Source organism: Deinococcus yavapaiensis KR-236, assembly GCF_003217515.1.
Lineage (GTDB): Bacteria > Deinococcota > Deinococci > Deinococcales > Deinococcaceae > Deinococcus_A > Deinococcus_A yavapaiensis.
Map to the genome: position 1 here is coordinate 106404 of NZ_QJSX01000016.1, position 17338 is coordinate 123741.

At 61.0% G+C, this 17338-nt stretch carries 25 protein-coding genes; 21 read left to right on the forward strand and 4 right to left on the reverse strand.

Going from position 1 to position 17338, the window contains the following annotated elements:
* Positions 1-198 precede the first annotated feature (198 nt).
* The 5 genes from DES52_RS18025 to DES52_RS18045 all read left to right on the forward strand — a co-directional run bounded on the left by DES52_RS18025 (position 199) and on the right by DES52_RS18045 (position 2684).
* A complete protein-coding gene (locus DES52_RS18025; protein ID WP_110888224.1) occupies positions 199-486 on the forward strand; it encodes a VRR-NUC domain-containing protein in 288 nt (95 codons plus the stop codon).
* On the forward strand, positions 483-758 hold the full coding sequence (locus tag DES52_RS18030; protein WP_110888225.1) for a hypothetical protein: 276 nt from the start codon (positions 483-485) through the stop codon (positions 756-758). Before DES52_RS18025 ends, DES52_RS18030 begins: the two co-directional genes overlap by 4 nt.
* Positions 755-946, forward strand: a complete 192-nt coding sequence (locus DES52_RS18035) for a hypothetical protein (RefSeq protein ID WP_110888226.1) — start codon at positions 755-757, stop codon at positions 944-946. The genes DES52_RS18030 and DES52_RS18035 overlap by 4 nt, the downstream gene beginning before the upstream one ends.
* 170 nt (positions 947-1116) lie before the next feature.
* Complete coding sequence (locus DES52_RS18040) at positions 1117-2115, forward strand: Ig-like domain-containing protein (protein ID WP_110888227.1); 999 nt, start codon at positions 1117-1119, stop codon at positions 2113-2115.
* A gap of 86 nt (positions 2116-2201) precedes the next feature.
* Positions 2202-2684 (forward strand): terminase small subunit, encoded by a 483-nt coding sequence (locus DES52_RS18045; protein WP_110888228.1) that lies wholly within the window; start codon positions 2202-2204, stop codon positions 2682-2684.
* A gap of 103 nt (positions 2685-2787) precedes the next feature.
* On the opposite strand, the gene DES52_RS18050 is transcribed toward DES52_RS18045, so the two are convergent.
* On the reverse strand, positions 2788-3138 hold the full coding sequence (locus tag DES52_RS18050) for an HNH endonuclease (protein ID WP_110888257.1): 351 nt from the start codon (positions 3136-3138) through the stop codon (positions 2788-2790).
* Positions 3139-3768: 630 nt separating this feature from the next.
* Here DES52_RS18050 and DES52_RS18055 point away from each other — a divergent pair.
* Positions 3769-4830 (forward strand): terminase, encoded by a 1062-nt coding sequence (locus DES52_RS18055; protein ID WP_245901120.1) that lies wholly within the window; start codon positions 3769-3771, stop codon positions 4828-4830.
* An 85-nt stretch (positions 4831-4915) separates the two neighbouring features.
* Here the strand turns inward: DES52_RS18055 and DES52_RS18060 are convergent, their stop codons facing one another.
* Positions 4916-5800, reverse strand: a complete 885-nt coding sequence (locus tag DES52_RS18060; protein WP_170131144.1) for a fibronectin type III domain-containing protein — start codon at positions 5798-5800, stop codon at positions 4916-4918.
* A 775-nt stretch (positions 5801-6575) separates the two neighbouring features.
* On the opposite strand from DES52_RS18060, the gene DES52_RS18070 reads away from it, so the two are divergent.
* The 13 genes from DES52_RS18070 to DES52_RS18120 all read left to right on the forward strand — a co-directional run bounded on the left by DES52_RS18070 (position 6576) and on the right by DES52_RS18120 (position 14981).
* Positions 6576-7862 (forward strand): hypothetical protein, encoded by a 1287-nt coding sequence (locus DES52_RS18070; RefSeq protein WP_110888231.1) that lies wholly within the window; start codon positions 6576-6578, stop codon positions 7860-7862.
* A complete protein-coding gene (locus DES52_RS18075; RefSeq protein WP_110888232.1) occupies positions 7843-8088 on the forward strand; it encodes a hypothetical protein in 246 nt (81 codons plus the stop codon). The genes DES52_RS18070 and DES52_RS18075 overlap by 20 nt, the downstream gene beginning before the upstream one ends.
* Positions 8088-8657 carry a minor capsid protein gene (locus tag DES52_RS18080; RefSeq protein WP_110888233.1) on the forward strand — a complete coding sequence of 190 codons (570 nt, stop codon included), beginning with the start codon at positions 8088-8090 and terminating at the stop codon, positions 8655-8657. Before DES52_RS18075 ends, DES52_RS18080 begins: the two co-directional genes overlap by 1 nt.
* Positions 8658-8834: 177 nt before the next feature.
* Positions 8835-8972: a hypothetical protein gene (locus DES52_RS23115; protein ID WP_170131145.1), complete on the forward strand. Its 138-nt coding sequence runs from the start codon at positions 8835-8837 to the stop codon at positions 8970-8972.
* Positions 8969-9280 (forward strand): hypothetical protein, encoded by a 312-nt coding sequence (locus DES52_RS18085; protein ID WP_110888234.1) that lies wholly within the window; start codon positions 8969-8971, stop codon positions 9278-9280. The genes DES52_RS23115 and DES52_RS18085 overlap by 4 nt, the downstream gene beginning before the upstream one ends.
* Positions 9280-9723: a hypothetical protein gene (locus tag DES52_RS18090; RefSeq protein ID WP_110888235.1), complete on the forward strand. Its 444-nt coding sequence runs from the start codon at positions 9280-9282 to the stop codon at positions 9721-9723. Before DES52_RS18085 ends, DES52_RS18090 begins: the two co-directional genes overlap by 1 nt.
* Positions 9710-10066 (forward strand): hypothetical protein, encoded by a 357-nt coding sequence (locus tag DES52_RS18095; protein WP_110888236.1) that lies wholly within the window; start codon positions 9710-9712, stop codon positions 10064-10066. The genes DES52_RS18090 and DES52_RS18095 overlap by 14 nt, the downstream gene beginning before the upstream one ends.
* Positions 10063-10698: a M15 family metallopeptidase gene (locus DES52_RS18100; RefSeq protein ID WP_110888237.1), complete on the forward strand. Its 636-nt coding sequence runs from the start codon at positions 10063-10065 to the stop codon at positions 10696-10698. The genes DES52_RS18095 and DES52_RS18100 overlap by 4 nt, the downstream gene beginning before the upstream one ends.
* Positions 10695-11195, forward strand: a complete 501-nt coding sequence (locus DES52_RS18105) for a hypothetical protein (RefSeq protein WP_146237367.1) — start codon at positions 10695-10697, stop codon at positions 11193-11195. Before DES52_RS18100 ends, DES52_RS18105 begins: the two co-directional genes overlap by 4 nt.
* 2 nt (positions 11196-11197) lie before the next feature.
* Complete coding sequence (locus DES52_RS18110; protein ID WP_146237368.1) at positions 11198-11398, forward strand: hypothetical protein; 201 nt, start codon at positions 11198-11200, stop codon at positions 11396-11398.
* On the forward strand, positions 11395-11550 hold the full coding sequence (locus DES52_RS23120; protein ID WP_170131146.1) for a hypothetical protein: 156 nt from the start codon (positions 11395-11397) through the stop codon (positions 11548-11550). Before DES52_RS18110 ends, DES52_RS23120 begins: the two co-directional genes overlap by 4 nt.
* Positions 11529-11744 (forward strand): hypothetical protein, encoded by a 216-nt coding sequence (locus DES52_RS18115; RefSeq protein WP_110888240.1) that lies wholly within the window; start codon positions 11529-11531, stop codon positions 11742-11744. The genes DES52_RS23120 and DES52_RS18115 overlap by 22 nt, the downstream gene beginning before the upstream one ends.
* 696 nt (positions 11745-12440) lie before the next feature.
* Entirely contained in the window at positions 12441-14981 is a 2541-nt protein-coding gene (locus tag DES52_RS18120; RefSeq protein ID WP_170131147.1) for a PxKF domain-containing protein, read from the forward strand.
* Between the two features lie 112 nt (positions 14982-15093).
* On the opposite strand, the gene DES52_RS18125 is transcribed toward DES52_RS18120, so the two are convergent.
* Complete coding sequence (locus DES52_RS18125) at positions 15094-15306, reverse strand: hypothetical protein (protein WP_146237369.1); 213 nt, start codon at positions 15304-15306, stop codon at positions 15094-15096.
* A 142-nt stretch (positions 15307-15448) separates the two neighbouring features.
* On the opposite strand from DES52_RS18125, the gene DES52_RS18130 reads away from it, so the two are divergent.
* Positions 15449-15838 (forward strand): YybH family protein, encoded by a 390-nt coding sequence (locus tag DES52_RS18130; RefSeq protein WP_110888243.1) that lies wholly within the window; start codon positions 15449-15451, stop codon positions 15836-15838.
* A 207-nt stretch (positions 15839-16045) separates the two neighbouring features.
* Entirely contained in the window at positions 16046-16336 is a 291-nt protein-coding gene (locus DES52_RS18135; RefSeq protein WP_110888244.1) for a hypothetical protein, read from the forward strand.
* 66 nt (positions 16337-16402) lie between these two features.
* Here the strand turns inward: DES52_RS18135 and DES52_RS18140 are convergent, their stop codons facing one another.
* Positions 16403-16816 (reverse strand): hypothetical protein, encoded by a 414-nt coding sequence (locus tag DES52_RS18140; RefSeq protein ID WP_146237370.1) that lies wholly within the window; start codon positions 16814-16816, stop codon positions 16403-16405.
* Between the last annotated feature and the right edge of the window lie 522 nt (positions 16817-17338).

Here is a 17338-nt window from a genome sequence, read left to right on the forward strand (position 1 = left end):
TCCAACCAATGTGTTGCAGTAAAATCCAGCCCTTTGTCTGAACCGAAAGCGTCCCTCTTCCACCTTCGGGTGGAAGAGGGACGCTGCACTTGCACTTCCGTTTTTCGTCGTCACTGTAGTAGTAACATAAGGTCACTCCCGGTGACACGCCAACGCTCCCCTCACGTTGCACCCCGCGCGCCCTCGACCGAGGCCGACGTGCAAACCCGCTGCGTGCAACTTCTCAAGCTCAAAGGCTGGTTCGTCCTCGAAATGGACCGCGCACGAAAAGGCAACCGGAAAGGCGCCTTCCACGTCGGCTTCGTCGACATACTCGCCATCAAAGGCACCCACACCCTCTTCATCGAGTTCAAGTTACCCACCGGCAACGTCCGCCCCGAACAACACGCCCTCCACGCCACTCTCGCTCGTCAGCACGGCATCACCGTGCACGTCATCCGCGACGAAACAGAACTCCTCCCTCACCTCAAGGAGCCGCCACGATGACCACCCCCCACCGCAAGCCACCCCCGTACCCCAACCGAGCCCGCGCACGCGCCCTCATCCCCCTCCAAGTGCGCGGGCACGCCGTCCACTCCATCGCCTTCGCATTGAAGGTCGGCCTGCTCACGCCCGACGAGTGGGCCGCCATCCTCGACGAAGAAAAAGAAACCTGGGAACGCGAAACCGGCCTCGCCTCCCTTAACGCGTACACCATCGAAGAACGCCGCAGCAACGCCATCGCCCAACGCGCAAGGGAAAAGGCCGCGCACGCGTGACCGCTCCCAACGCCCCACTGATCGACGCGTTCAGGAGACGCTACCTCGCTCTCCTGGGCGACACCCTCACCTCCAAAGAAATCGAGCGGCTCCTCCTGCACGTCTTCCTCCTCAGCAGCGACGACCTGATCATCGCATGCGCTCGCACCCTCACCGAGCAGCAACCCCGCAAGAAACAACGATCATGACAAACACCAAATGAATCACCGGCATACCAAACGAGAACACCACATGCTTATTCGTAGCCTTGCCTACCGTCACTGAACGCTCTCCCGCCCGAGCATCCCGTACGCTACGTTTACCTTCAGTAAGCACGTGGATCGCGCTCTGCAGGCTCACCGAAGGCAGGAGGGAAACCATGCGAACTGGAATCAAGGCCGCTGCTCCAACCGGACTGCTCGTCCTCACCCTCACGCTCGCCGCCTGCAACACCGGGCCGACCACCCCCACGCCAAGCAGCATCGACCTGACCGGCACGCCCGCCAGCAACAAGGCGAAAGTCAACGGCACGTACGACCTCGACGCGACCGTGAAGGGGACGGATGGAACCACGATTCCCAGCGCGACCGTCACCTGGACGTCCAGTGACACCAACGTCGCGACCGTCGACGCGAACGGCGTCGTGACCATCAAGAAGCTCGGCGACACGTCTGTCACCATCACCGCATCAACAGGAAGCGTCACGCGCAGCGTCCAACTCGACACGTACGGCCTCGACCTCGCCGTCGGCACGTACAATCTCGCGGTCACGGATACTCCCACGATTTTCGGCACGATTTTCGCGAAAGTACGCCGCCCTGACGGCACGGCGCCCACCCCTGCCGCCGCCGTCACCCTCACTGGCCCGACCGGTTGGAATAACAACCAAACCGTGACGCTCAACGTCCCCGCGATCAACCTCCCGAACAAGACGTTCACCGCCGCGACGTACGCGTCCCCAGCGGTCGCGGGCACCTACCGAGCGACGACCACGATCAACGGGGAAGTGTACGAGGACACCGCCGTCCTCGACGTCGCGCAAGTGCTGCCCACGCCGACGAACGTGACGGTCACGGCTGCCAGTACGACGTCGGTCAGTGCGACGTGGAACGCCGTGCCGGGCGCCACCACGTACTACCTGCAGGTGTACGACTGCACAGGCAACCTCAACAGCCGCCTCGCGTGTACCCTCCTCACGTCCGTCAACGTCGGTGGTGCAACGCAAGGCACCCTCAACAACTTGACGCTCACCGCTGGCGCTGGGAAAACGTACACCGTCGGCGTTCGCGCTCACACCGTGAACCCGGAGGCAGTCGACGTTTCCATGCCGACCACGTACCTCGTGTCGTTCGCCGGGAAAGACTTCCAACTGCCGTAACCCCGCTCGCCTTTCATTTCACGCCCTCCCCTCTACGGGGAGGGCGTGCGCCTTACAACCCTCCCCCCACGCGCCACCCTGGGTGCATGACGCGCACGGCGCAGAAGGCGACGTCCAAGGGACGCGCCACCCCACGATCCAAACTCACCGCGCAAGACCGCGAAGAGAAATTCGCGCTCGCCTACCACGCCAAGCCCGACGCGACACGCGCCGCCATCACCGCCGGGTACAAAGAAACGAGCGCTTCCTCGCAAGGGTCACGCTTGTTGAAAAAACGCAAGGTGCAAGACCGCCTTCGTGAACTCGCCACGCAAGCCGAACAAGCTGGAGTCGCCACGGCGCACGAACGCCAACGCTTCTGGACGTCCGTCATGCGCGGCGAAGTGCTAGACCACGACCTCTTCTTCGGAGAGGTGAAGCCACGCCCGGCCAGCTTGAAGGATCGCCTCAAGGCCGCCGAGCTGCTCGGCAAAGCGCACGGGGACTTCATCGACCGCATCGAACACAGCGGTGAGCTTGACGTGATCAGCATCGAGATCCTCCCGCCCATCGGTCATGACGGCGAGTGACCTCACCCGCGTCCGCAGCGGGAAGTTGCAGGTTGCCATGCACTGCGGACAATGGCGCGCGTGGACCAGTGAAGCCCGGCACGTCCTCGTCCTCGCGGGTACGCTACACGAATCGCGCCGTCATCTGCGCTTGCAACCTCGCCTGCCACGATTCCGTCCCGAAGTTCGTCTGCCCGTGGCACACCCTGCACAAGGCGATCAAGTTCATCGGGTTGTTGTTGTACTTGTCGTAGTCGATGTGGTGAACGTGCAGCGTGCCCGCCTCGGCTTGCGTTCGACCGCACGCCTGGCAGGCGTGCCCGTCCCGCTTCCGGATCGCCGTGCGCAACGCTGGGCTGAACGCCTTCGGGTCATCCGTGTAGAACCCCTTGCGGCCTCGCGCGTGCTTGACGCACTCCGAGCAGTAGACGCGATTGTTCCGCCGCTCGATGAGGCTCACTGGCTTCGAAATCATCGTGCCGCACCCGCCGGAGCACGCTACGGTGATCGTGTTGTAGTGCCCGTTCGCCGCGCCACGACGCCGACCCTGCGCGCTACTCCAAGCGCCTTCGCATTCCTTCCCGCAGAAGTGATGCTTCACGCGCTCTCGACGCCACTTCTCCCGTACCATCGTCTTCCCGCACTGCTCGCACTTCACCTCGGCGTGCTTGTTCGGCTGCAACCTCGACCAGTGACCGTAGATGTACTTCCGAGGTCGACCGCGATCGTCGAAAGGAACAAATTCCTGACCGCACCCACAACCACACGGAACAAGGTTTTTTGCCGTCACACACGCATTCTACCAATTTTCAGCAAGACGTGTGTTGCCCCGTCTTGGCATGTTGAAGGAGGTGATTGAAAATGTCTTCCGACTTAACCAACGTCAGAGCTGGCAAACTCCAAGTTTCCATGCACAACGGACAATGGCGGGCCTGGCAGAGCGAAGCACGCCATGTGCTCGTCCTCGCAGGAACCCAAAGTGGGAAGACAAGTTAGCTGGGGACCCCTGTGGTTGTACCGGGAGATTCAACGACGCGGCTCGGGTGATTACCTCGTCGTCGCCCCATCCTTCCCGCTCTTGGAACTGAAGCTCCGACCGGAGTTCATGCGTCTCTTCGACCGGCAACTCCGCCTCGGCAGTTACACCGGCAGCCCCACCAAGAAGTTCACCTTCTCGGAAGCAGGCAGCAAGCGCACGTTCGGCGACCGACACGACCCCAACACGCCCACGCAAGTCTTCTTCGGGCACGCCCAAGACGCCGACAGCCTCGAGTCCGCCACCGTCAAAGCCGCGTGGCTCGACGAAGCCGGCCAGAAGAAGTTCAAGAAAGCAAGCCACGACGCGATCATGCGTCGCCTCGCCATCCACCGAGGACGCGTCCTGTACACGACGACGCCGTACTACATCGGCTGGCTGAAGAAGGAATTGCACGATCGTGCGGACGGCACGCACATCGACGTGATCAACTTTCGCTCGGTGGATAACCCCGCGTTCTCCCGCGAGGAGTACGAGGAGCGTCGCGCGACCATGCCCGCGTGGAAGTTCACGATGTTCTACGACGGCATGTTCACGAGGCCCGCCGGGCTGATCTACGACGCGTACGACCCCGACACGCACGTCGTCGAGTCCTTCCCCATCCCAGAGAACTGGCCGTGCTACCTCGGCCTCGACTTCGGCGGCGTCAACACGGCCGCCGTAAAGATCGCGCACGACCAGGACGCCGACGTGTACTACGTGTACGAGGAGTACCACGCCGGTCGCCTCACCGCCGCCGGGCACGTCAACGCCCTCACAGCAGGTGAGCCACGCCCGTTCACGGCGTACGGTGGTGCGCCCAGCGAGCAGAACTGGCGAGACGAATTCACGCAGGCGAGCCTCACCGTCCACCAACCACCCGTCTCCGAGGTGGAAGTCGGGATCGACCGCGTGTACGCCCTCCTCAAGACGAACCGCCTCCGCTTCTTCAACACCCTCGAAGGACTCGTCGGCAACGACGAACACGCCGGAGACATGGAATCCTACGCGCGCGTCCTCAACGACGAAGGCGAACCCACCGAAGCGATCGACGAGAAGAGCACCTGGCACCGCCTCAACGCCCTACGGTACATCTGCACGCACCTCGCCGAACCACCCGTCGAAGACGAGCCACCGTACTCGTACAGTTAAGCGTTCGGAGGGTAAGGCGCAGCTGGTTCGTGCCTCACCTCCGAACGTCAACCCCTCATCGAAGCTGATAGAGACGTGCCCGTCATCAAGGAAGGCGGAAGAAGACTCCGTTCTGCGATACCTTCAGCTGCGGTGGCGTCGCCGGATTGGCTTCCCTGGTATTCACGTTCACCGCCCGAATCAGTACAGCGTACGTATGCGTCGGGTTAAGAGATAATCCCGTGAAGTTCGCACTCGTCCCGGTGGGCAAAGTTGCTAGCACAGTCGTCGTACACATGGCCGGTGTAGGATTCACCGTCGTGCCGCAATCAACAATGAATGGGATGTACATCGCAGCCCCCACTGCAGGGGACCACGTAACAGTGACATCACTCGCTGTAACATTCGTCACTTGCACATTCGTGACAGGAGGAAGCAGTGACGAAGCGTCCAACGTCGCGCTTGCCGTGTAGGTCTGGCCTGCAATCGTCGTGCTCGCGTTGTAAATGCCAGGCGTGGCAGGATTGGTATTCAAGCCGATCGCGGACTGAGCGGTGCCTCTGTTGATCGTCAATCCAGTATCCGGAACGCCTCCATTCCAATCTCCAGGTCCCGTGATGTCCAACCCGGACCCCGCGGGAGGGAAGCTGCCATCAGGAAGGCGAAGCTTGACGAAGTGCGCGAAGGTGTTGCTCATCCCCAGCGCGGAACGGTTGAACGTGCCCACGGCGAACTCGAGGCCGTACGTCGTGACGTTGAATTGATTGCTGGTTTTGCCATCGACGCTCGCCGTGATCGTGACAGGTGTGTTATCAGAAGTCAGCCGATTCGCGGTGACGTTGCCATTCGCGTCGACAGTCACGACATCGGGATTGCTCGACGTGAAGGAGAAGGTTTTCCCGGTCAGGACGTTTCCTGAAGCGTCCTTCGCGACGGCCGTGAGTTGCGAAGGCTCGTTGATCTTCAAATTGTTCGTACCGGACAACGTCACACTGGCTACCGCGGGTGGAGTGGGCGCCGTAGTGCACGCGGAAAGTGCGACCGTCAAAACAACCAATCCGACCGGGGCCATAAGGGACCTTGCTCCTATGTACATGCCGTTCCTCCTACCTTTCAAAGCAGGAAATACCAAGGCACCTGCCGCGTTGAAGGTACGGGTAGTGTAAAACGTGCGACTCGAAGTGGAACACGGTCAGAACATGGCCTAATCGTACCTTTGGCTACAAAGCACGCCACAAAGCCTCTCGTCGACTTCGCGCCGTCCGCATGATGCTCGCACCTTGCGCGCGTTGCCAAATCTGATCGTCAACCCCTCCCGCTTCACTTGACGCTACGAGCATGACGGCGCCTTTCACGCCCGCCCCCGCGCGAGCGATCAACCCCACCCTCGCGCGCCTCGCCAAGCGCGCTCAAGACCACTCCGACACCCTCTCCAAGCACGCCACCCTCACCCTCACCGCCAAGCTCTACCATGGCGACCACTGGGCGAACGGGGCCGGCTGGGCAGGCCCCATGCCCGCCCCCACCGAGAAGGGCGCGTCCGTTCTCCTCGCGGAGATTCAACGTGTGTTCGTGTCTCGTAACCTCATCCGGGACGTCATCAACCGACACCAAGCAGCGGTGGCCGGACGTGAACCCATCTTCAACGTCGTGCCTGTCAACCCACCCGCGCAAGGCGATGACCTCCCCGAGCAGGACGCGGCGCGCATCACGGAATTCCAAGCGGCCCTCATCGCCTGGGGGATGAACGTGACGCTTGGACAGCCGTGCAAGACTGCCTGCGCACCGCCCTGTGGGCCGGGAAGGGCACCGTCCGCTTGTACATCCCCAAGTCGAGCCTCACCGAGGACGCCAACGGCCGCACCATCCTCCCCAGCGGGCTCCTCGCGGACGTCATCAAGCGCATTCGCGTGCACGCCCCCGCGCACGACCAAGCGGGCGTGCTCACCGACGATGACGGCGAGGTGGAAGGCGCGTACTACACCCGCGCGACCAACGACGGGCAGACCCGCTTGGAGTTGCAGCTCCTCGAGCGCGGCAAGGTCCTCGTGTACCCTGACGTCGCCACGAATGGGGACGCCCTCGGCGGCGTGAACACCTTCCCCGTCCCGGATCTCCTCGTGTACGAAGTGACGCTCGACCCGCTCATCAGCGAGAGCGTCATCAGCTTGCAGAAGCTCGCGAACAAAGCCCTCACCATGCTCTCCCGTAACGTCGACCTCGGCGGGTTCGTGGAGCGCACGCTTCTCAACGCGCAACTGCCCGGCACGATGATTGCGGACGAGACCGCGCCTGGAAAGCAACGCTTCGTGCCCGACCCGATCAACCTCGGCGCGGGCGTCGTTAATGCCTTCCAAGGCGTGCCCATCCGAGACGAGAAGAACCGAATCACCGGGTACGCCACGCCGAACGTCATCTACAAGGACCCCGTTGCCGTCGCGACGTTCAAGGACACCCTCGAAGCCGCTCGGGAAGCGATCTTCGACGAGACGAAGCAACTCCACGTCCTCACGACGGCCGACGGCAGCGTGAACGGCGTGTCCCGCCAGCAATCCGTGAATGACTTCGTCATGAGCCTCGAACCCACCCGGATCGCCCTCGAGCGCCTTCTACGCTGGCTGCTCTCGACGGTCCTGCGTCTCGCGCTCTTCTTCGCGAATCGTGCGGGGGAGTTCGACGCATACCGTGTGCGCGCCCAAGCTCGTCTGGCCGCCGTGCAACCCACGCCGAGCGAAGTCGAAGTCGTCATGAAACTCCGCGACGCCGGACTGATCAGCGAGGAAACGGCGATGGGACGCTCAGGCGTCGAAGACGTCGACGCGGAACGCGTCGCGCGTGACGCTGAGAAAGCCACGATCTCCCCAGTGTTCAAGTTCGCTGTGGCGGGCCTCCCGATGTTCGCCGTGATGGAAGTCCTCTCCAAACTGCCAGGCTTCGAGTGGGTGACGCCGGAGATGATCGAAGCGCAACGCGTGGTGGACCAGGCGGGGTACGAACCGCCCGTGATGGAAGGGGACGAAGGCGAGGTCGTGAATGACGATCTCGAATCGTAAACTTCTCGAGCTGCTGTGCGCATCCTCCACCCGTGAATCTCGTCGTCTCAACGTCGCGCAGCGTGCCGTCGCTCGGCAGTACCAGCAAGCCGCCTTCGATCGTGTCGCCGAGGAGTTGAGGAAAGCACTCGCCGAACCGAACGCGTGCAAACGGCAGACGCGCCTCAAGACCCTGATGCGCCTGTTCGATCAAGCGGTGCGTGACTCGGTGCGCCACCCGCCGTGATGCGCCGCCTCATCCGAGAGGGCGTCAAGGACCGCGTGCTGAACGTCGACGAGCTCCTGAAGCTCAGCGATCCCGGCCTGGCGTTCAACGACCCGACCGACCTCGCGACGAAGGCCGTGTCGAAGTCCCGGTCGCGCATGAACGACTACTGGCAAGGGGAGCAGAAGCGATTCCGGGATGACGTCGCCAAGACCACGCGCGACATCCTGCGTCGCGGCCTCGACGAAGACCAAGCCGTGCGGCTGCTGATGGAACGCACGAACGTCAGCCGATCCCGCGCGACGTTGATCTGCCAGGACCAGATGCTCACCAGCTTCGCCGAAGCCGACCGGCAACGACAACTCGACCTCGGCGTCACGGAGTACTTGTGGCGCACCAGGGGAGACAACCGCGCGCGCCGTCAACACACCGCCCTCAACGGGAAGCGTCGAGCGTGGTCCGACCGCGTCCTCTACCCTGGCAGTGAGATCCGCTGCAGGTGCCGTACATTTCGCTGGACAAGGCAAGGTCAAGTTGCCGTTGACTTTCGGCGAGTGCCTACGGGGTCAAGACTTGGTCCTGAACGATGAGCGCCGCTCGGCTGCCACTGACGTTCGTGCGTTCCATCAGCAGCGGGACCGCTTGGACTTCATCGAGGCCGAACTGCCCGCAGAGTAAGGAGAGCCTCCCCTTGCACGCCCAGCTCGGGCGTGTTTTTCTTCGGCACCCCTCCCGCGTCGGAGGAGCGTTGAGGCAGGAGGCCCCCCATGCGACGCATCCCCCTCATCGTCATCCTCGCTCTCTCCCTCAGTGCTTGCACGCAGTTCAAACCACCGCAGTACGTCGACGCGCCCAGCGTCTCCCACCTTTCGCACACATTCACCTGGGTGCTCGAGGAGCGGTGAGCAGCGTGCTTCTCTCCCTACTCACCACGACCCTTCTCGCGGCACCTGTGCAGTACTGCGCCGTCGATGGCCTCATCGACTACCAGCTGGGGCTCACGCGGCTCGTCTCCATCCGCCTCGACCCGGCGTGCCTGCCGGGCGGAATCGCTCGGGTGCAAGCCGTGAGCGCGAGTCGTTCAAGGTGCTTTCCGAAGCGGGGTGCTTGGACGCTCACCACGCTCAATCCCTTTCGAGGTGAGTGGCTCTCGCCGTTCTGGAAGCTCGAGTACTGGGATGGTTCGGCGTGGGTGCCTGCGAGGGTGCGGTAGTGCGCCTTCGCGTTGAGATCAAAGGCAGCATCGGCGCACTGCGGTTGTTCCTGGCGACACTGCACCTCACCGTGGCGATCACGAGTGTCCTCAGGCCGCACATGACCGAGGTGATCGTCGGGTACAAGCGGTTTCACGAGATCGCCCCGACCCCGTACTGGGGAGGGACGGCCTTCTTGATCGCCCTCGGGCTGCTGGCGTTACCACGTGGAAGCCTCGCGTTGATCGCCTGGCAATTCCTGTCCGCATCGTTCTTCTTGTTGTTCGGCGTGCTCGTCACAGGACAGGTCGGGCTGAACTGGGGGACGGGCGTGTACGGCACGTTGAGCTTTCTGTCGTTCGTGGTGATGTACGTGACGGCCATCGTGTGGTTCGAACGGCAAGCGTGGCATCGCCGGTTGGCTGAGGGGTTACGTCCAAGGGGTGAGCATGCCGACGAGTGACCCGCAGGGCACGTCGGCGGTTTTGAACGTCTTCCTGGCGGCGGGTGGCGGCACGATTCTGACGTTGGCGGGTGCGTTCCTGACGGGTCTCCTGCGCGGCACGGTCCCGCAAGAGAAGGAACTTCGGGATGGCATGGCCACCGAAGTGAAGGAGTTGCGGGTGGAAGTGCGAACGCTCCGCTCGGAAGTGTCGCAGATGTCAGGTCGCATCGAGCAGTTGATACGACTTGGCGCGCGCTTGTACCGGCAGCGGGAGGAAGCGCGTCTTCGCGTGAACTTACTCGAGCAGAAGTACGGCGAGCCGATCACAGCGTGGCCGCCTGATCCGGAGGAGGAACCATGAAATTGCAATTGAGCACGGCGGAGCGTAAGGGCCTCATGGCGGCGATCGCGGTGAGACCACCAAGTACCACGGCTGGGTTGGAGAGTACCTTCGGTCGCTTCCGATACCGGGATTTACCGGGCGGGCAGATCGAGATCACGGATCAAGCGTGGGTGACGCGGAACATCGTCGAGGTGGATGTCGCGCGGGAGCTGCCAGGCTGGCCGGTGAACTCCACGACGGGCAGACCGCAGGGGAAGTTGTACGTGCATCGCTTGATCAAGTTGCCGTTGCTGCTCGCGTGGCGGCACGTTCGCCTCAACGGCTTCGACGACGAGTTGCGCACGTACGACGGGCTGTGGGTGCCGCGGCACATCCTGCATGACCGTCGTAACCCGTTGAGCGTGCACAGTTGGGGCGCTGCGATCGACCTGGACGCACGGTGGAACGGGTACGGCGTGAAGCCGGTGATCAGTCAGAACGTCGTGCGGATCTTCGAGATGTTCGGCTTCGCGTGGGGTGGTCGTTGGCATGGGAACCCCCCTGCGGCGTATTACAGCGCTGCGGATGGCATGCACGTGGAATTTTGCGATCTCGCGCCGTACTTGAAGCCTCGAGTGTGGCAGGACTCGGCGATCAGGGGGGGCGTATGAAGCGACGGTTGGTGTTCGTGTCGATGTTCATCTTGGGCTTGCTCGGCGTGGCGTTCGCTCAGGACGTGACGGGCATCCCGTCGCTGGATCCGTCGAAGCTGGGTGCGGACGTGTTCGCGCTCGGTGGCGCCGTGCTGTTCTCGGTCCAGTTCATCAAACGGCAGTTCGAGCGGCGAGGCACGCCGCTCGCGCCTGCGGTGACGCTCGCGTTGACGTTCGGGCTGGCGGAGGTGATCTCGGCGGGCTTGTTCTACGCGCGGTTCGGCGCGAAGTTCGGGGAGCTCCCACCGCCGTGGTCGTGGGTGGTGTTCGGCGGGTTGGCGGCCGCGGTCGCGGCGGGTTTCCGGGATTTCGTGGTGGCGCTCGTGGAACGGCGTGCGCTCGCGTCGACGCTCATCGTGTCGCCTGGTGCGCTTGACATGTCCGTTGGCATGACGAGTGGCGGGAACGTCACGCCGGGGAAGACGGGCTTCGTGAAATTGGAGGGTCACCAGTGAACGTGCAGCGGATCATTGAGGAGCTGCTCGCCGCCCTGAAGCTCAGGGACGTCGCTGGCAAGGTCATCAGCGTGGAATTCGCTGGGAAGCTCGCGTTGAAGGCCGCCGAGGTGGCGATCAACGTCATTGGCAAGGACGAAGCGGACGTGCGCGGCCTCATTCAAGTGGCGGTGCTCGAGCTCGAAGGGGAGGTGAGGGCGTGAAACGGGTCCTGCTGCTGTTGCCGTTGTTGCTGGCGTCATGCGCGCCTGTGTTGTCGACCGTGCATGGCACGCAGAACACCCTGACGGTCGCCTCGCCGGGCGTGCTGTTGTTCGCGATGAAGGCGACGCGGTGGCGCCGGTCGTCGCGGTGATCGGCGTGAAGAAGATTTCAGGGGAAGGCGCGATGTGCACGGCCATCACCGCCGAGGGCGCCGCCTACTGTCGTCTGCCCAACGTCTCCAGCGGGTCCGGGTTCCGCTTGGCGTTCGAGGGAACGCTCGCCGACGCGAACGCCACGTGGCGGACATCTAGCGGCGCGTTGCGCTCCATCCTTCTGAGCAAGTAAGCGAAGCGCTCCTCTCTCACCTTGGGGTGGGGGTGGGGCGCTTTTTTCGTCTCGAGATTCGTGGGGGCTTTGACGTGATGCGCGGTCAACTGTCGGGGGTAAGGGTTGTTTCGGATATTGGCTTAGGCAAGTGCCACAAACGTGAGAGTTCTGAAAGACGACGCCTACAAGGTGATTTAAGAAACAGTTACGCTAAACGATCGTTAAAGTCTTAATGTTCTCTTACCGATTACACGGTGTTTTTGCTGGCGCATAGCGAGTTTGAGTGATAGCACAAGCTACCGTTCAAGCCCTACTGCATCATTCCCTCACGCTCTTCAAAGAGCGGGGTGGCGCATGACGTCTCGGGAGGTACACCAGCGCGAGTCCTAACACGTATACGTGCAACGCATTTTGACGGCACCCAATTGTCCGGCCACTGCTTCCGCAATACGCGCTTTGTACGCGTCCTTGGAAAGGCTGAAGAAGGTTTTTATGTCAAAGCGCTACCGTTATCTACCCTTGTTGACGATCTCGTTTCTTCTGGCAGGCTGCGGGCAACAGGCCGCGAATGTCCCCACTCCGAGTTCAGCGCCTTCGACAACTGCGCCTCTACAACCGCAACCACATGCTCCCATAAAACCTCAGTCCATTATCAGCATTGGAAGCGTTAGCGGGCCAAACATTATTTCGGGCTCCCCAAGAACTGGAACCTTCATGATCGGCCCTAATATCAACATCAATGAACCTGTAATGGCATCAATCACATTCCGGTTCTCCGGATTACAAGCAAATACAGGGAAATTCAAAGTACCTGTTGAATACACAATAGATGCGAGTGGAGTGTGGCATGCTGGTCGTGAAAATCCCGAACAACCCAACAGCTATATATTAGAATCAACGGAATACAATGTATACAACTCCTATGAAACTAGCTACTACATTTCTAATCAACCAGTGTACGGTTATGTGGAGTACACAGGATACTACCAAGGAACATGCGGCGTCTTCACAAAGTACACTTGTACTAAATATGGTACGTACTGGAAATACGAAATCATTAGATACGACCAAGTGTACGTGCCTTATTCTTATGCTGTTGCACCTAGAGACATAGTTCATCAAGTTAAGCTTCACATATCATCACTTAGTCCCAGTAACAACTCTCCTCTAGTGATTGATCCAGTGATTACCAATGACGGAGTTGTGCAGCAATCGGATCAAATAAGAAAATTGCAACTCGATCCGAACAACGGAAGTGCCATCGTAGGATTTTCTTTTTCGCAAGACTATAATTTAGGGCCAAGCGTGAATGCGGGTGGCGATTTAGATCGTGAAGCAACAAGCCCCGATACTCCGATCAACTTCTCGGTCACCGTTACGGACGATCACGATTTGGATCCTGGCGCACCAACTTGTAACGTCGCGTCAACTGAAGATCCAGAAGTTGTGATCGCCACGATCATCGGTACGAAAGTAAGCCCCGGAGTTTTTTCTGTCGATCATACCTACGCAATTGGCGATTACACAATTTCGTGCGAGGCAACAGATAGCGAGAGTATTAAGGGAAGTGACACGCTCACGTTGAAGGTCGAAGACCGAACCGCACCACAAATTCCTACCGTCGACATGCCCATCCGACTCGAAGCGACCGCTTCAGACGGTGCCGTTCTGAACCTCCCCTTAGAAGCATTCAACGCACTTGAAACGGTAAGCACACCCATAACCTGGCGTTGCACTTATGGAACGACTGAAGATGCCGGACCAACGAACGCGACACTACCCATCACCTTCCCACTGCAGCACAAACTGCCCTTGGGAAGCACGAACGTGAAGTGCACAGTGATGGACAGCCGAGGCAATGTAAGCGACATCGTTTCCAAGACCATCGAAGTGCAAGACACAACCGCCCCGGCCCTGGTGATGCCAAGCGACCTTTCCTTCGATCTGCTTGCAAACGAAGCCACCAAGTCGGTCAAATTGCCGGTTGTCGAGGCCATAGATCTCGTGGATCCCGCCGCCGCTGTAACGTGCAAGCTCGGAGACGCACCCGTAACCGCCACCATGCCGTTCGGTCCCGGCGTGCACAAAATTTCGTGCACCGCTCAAGATGCGACAGGGAACGTCAGCGACACTCACGAGTACAGCATCACCGTGAAAGACGTGACGGCGCCCACCCTCACCATGCCGGACACCATCGTGCATAACCTCGCTGCCAACACCGCGACGTTCGCCTTCACCGTCCTCGGTCCGACCACCGTAAACGACGCGGTGGACGCCTCCCCGACAGTCGCTTGCACGCCTGCCAAGGACAGCCAAGCCTCCCTCGGTGTGGGAACGCACACCATCAACTGCACTGCCAAGGATGCTTCCGGTAACATCGGCAAGGGCAGCTACAACGTGACCGTGAAGGACGTCACCGCGCCGACACTGAGCCTCAATAACCTCACGGTTAACGGTGGCAATGCCCCGACGATGGCCGTCACCTACCCAACGGCGAACGTGAACGCCACGGACGCTGTGGACAGCACCCCGACCATCGAGTGTTCACCGTCGAGCGGCGCGATGTTCCCGATCGGAACGACCTACGTCTCGTGCACAGCCCAAGACGACGCGGGCAACCACAGCACACCGAGCACCTTCACCGTGACGGTCCTCGATAAAGTCGCCCCGACAGTGAACGTACCTTCGAACATCACCACGACCGCGACCGGCGCGAGCGGAGCGGCCGTGAAGTACATCGTGACCGCGACGGACGTCATCAGTGGAGACGTCACCGCACGCGTTCAGTGCAATCCGCCGAGCGGCTCCACCTTCGCCGTCACCAGTGGTGTTCATACCGTGACGTGCACCGCCACAGACGAAGCAGGAAACAAGAGCGCACCCGCCAGCTTCACCGTGGAAGTGAACTACGCCTTTAATGGCTTCTTCCAACCGGTGGACATGGGTGGAATCTTCAACAAAGCCAAGGCTGGAAGTGCCATCCCTGTGAAGTTCACCTTGGGCGGCGATCAAGGCCTCGAGGTGCTCGCTGGCACGCCCATCATCGTCGGCGTCGCGTGCCCCTCGGGAACGGCGAATGTCGACTTGGTCGAGGAAACGGTGGTGGCGAGCAACAGTGGTTTGAAGTGGGATGGCACGCAGTACGTGTACGTGTGGAAGACGGATTCCCGCTGGGCCGGTCAGTGCTTGCAGTTGAGCGTGTTGCTCAAGGACGGCAGCATCGCGAAGACGGCCTTGTTTCAACTGACCAAGTAACACTCACATCTTCGCGGAACACCTCGAGCGGCGTCATGCACGCCTGCATGGTAAGCAAGTAAGCGTGCGTCCCTCTCGCCTTCGAGTGGGGGAGGGGCGCTTTTTCGTTTCCTCAGGATCCGCCGTGCCCAATAGCTTTGAGGACGCCACTCGGCACGATGTGCACGACGCCGTCCTCGAAGCGTACGCGGACGTTCGCGGGGCGCGTACCGGGCTTCGGGAGAGTAAGGATGGTGCAGGATTGCCCGCGGCGTTCGTCGAGCCCACGTCCGAGGGCAGCACGGTACGCGTACGTTTCGCCGACGGTGAGCCAACGGTATTTCATCGTCATAACAGTGTCCGTTAGAGGGGAGGGCGATCTAGTAAGATTCGGCCTGGAACGTTCCATGTCGCCCGCACCTGAAAAGCTTCTTTCATTTACTGCTTGGTGTACTAGGCGAGCGGTGGTGTGCCAATAAGATGTCGGCATGCACCCCGTTGCGGAGTTCTTCATGGCAGGCATTACGGCGTTCAACGCGCACGATCTCGATGAGTTCCTGCGTCAGTTCGCGGATGACATTGAGATGTTCACGCCGACTGGGTGGTTACACGGTCGATCTGAGGTACGTGAACGCTTCGAACAGACCTTCCGGCGTTTCCTGGCTGTCCGGATGGAAATCGAGGATCTCCAAGCGCGTGATGTAAGTGCTGACACCGTCGTGACGACCTTTCGCTTTCGTGTGTTTCCGATGGGGCAAGGTCCTGCCTTTCATGGTGTCGGAAGTGGCGTGTACGTCCGGCGGGAGGATGCATGGGTGGAAGTCTTGGAGCACGAGACGGTCGTGAGGACGGATGAAGGTCTTGGCGTGGGGCGTTGATAAACGACAGGGCTTGATCGAGTCCTCTACTTCCTTGTTCGCTTGGTGGGGCTGACCTGCCCGCATGCATGACAGCGAACGCACCCCACATGGCGACCAGTGCTGTCGTAGGTTGCAAGCCGCTCCGCGTGATGATCGACGCTGTAAGGCGCTCACGATCAGGCAGATAAGGGCGCCGCAGCGCGGCGCCCTTGGTCGACTCACATCATGAATTACGAAGACGTCAAGACGTGGGAGTCCGCCTTGTCACCAAGGCAACGCGAAAAGCTCGCCATGCTCCGGTTTCGTAAATGCCAGGTGGAGGCGGTGTACGCGCGCGGCGACGAGCGGCACGGCGTTCCTCCCTCCCTGCGCCTGAGCGTGGTTGTCGACGACATGCTGCTCGCCTCGCGGCGCGAGACGCACGATATCCGCCCGGCTTTTGATGCTGTCTACGTCGAGGCGGTGATGCAGCTGCCGCCGCCGGAGGCACCTAACAGTCCTAAGTCACTCAACTGACAGCGACCGAGCCGACATGGAGGCCGGTCAACGCGGCACGGGCGAAGCGGCGAGATCGGTCATGCGTCACTTGGACGTCTCGTTGGGCTGGGGGGGACGTAGTGTGAGCAGGGCAGGTGGGCATGCCAGCGTGACCGCTCGGACGATCTGGTCATGGTGCGCGCCGAGCGTCGCGAAGACACGCCGTCGTCCCTCGGCGGTGCGCACGAAGAAGACGACGTTGTACTCGACGTCCAGTCCTTTGGCCGTAGCGTCCTCGAGGATGGCGCGCGCGTGCGCCAGTACTTCCTGGAGGGTGTCGAATTCAGCGGCGCCGGCATTGTTGCTCGTGTTCACCGTTCGTAAGGCGGTCGTCGCCTTGCGCCACTGCCGGAAGGTGATGAAGAAGCGCGTGCATCGAAGGTGCGTCGGCAGAACCACGTCTTCGATGAACGTCGGAATTGAATCCTGCGCTGGCGCGGCAGGGAACGCTGAGTTCACGTTGCGGATGACCTTCGTAGGCACCTCCTCGAGTTCGTGATCTTCCTGATTCTATGCATCGTTCCCTTGATTCGTGTGCGCGTTTGCCGGACGCTCGGAGGAACGCAGGACCGCTTTTGAAGTTACTCGGCAGGCGGGTGAAGCACAAGAGGAGCACGTCCGTTCGTTCATGGGTGGCGTTCCTCACCTCCCGGTTGGGGAGAGCACGTCAACGTGCGCGTTCTGCCACGACCCCATGACGTTCTTCTTCCAAGTCGCCTTCCCCGAGAAGCACGCGTGGGCGGGGAAGATCATGACGATGTTCGCTTGCACCCGCTGTGAACCTCAAGAAGCCGTGACGCCGAGCATTTTGCCAGTGATTCAGTCCCCATCAGATGGGTTCTTGGATTTTTATTGAAATCGGTGGAGATCACGTTGGGGTATGGCGGAAGAAGGCGAGCACAAGGTTCTTGTGGCGCACCAACGCGAAGCCTTGCGTCCATCGCCGCTTGAGGTCCTGCAGGTCCTTCGCCACGAAGTTCC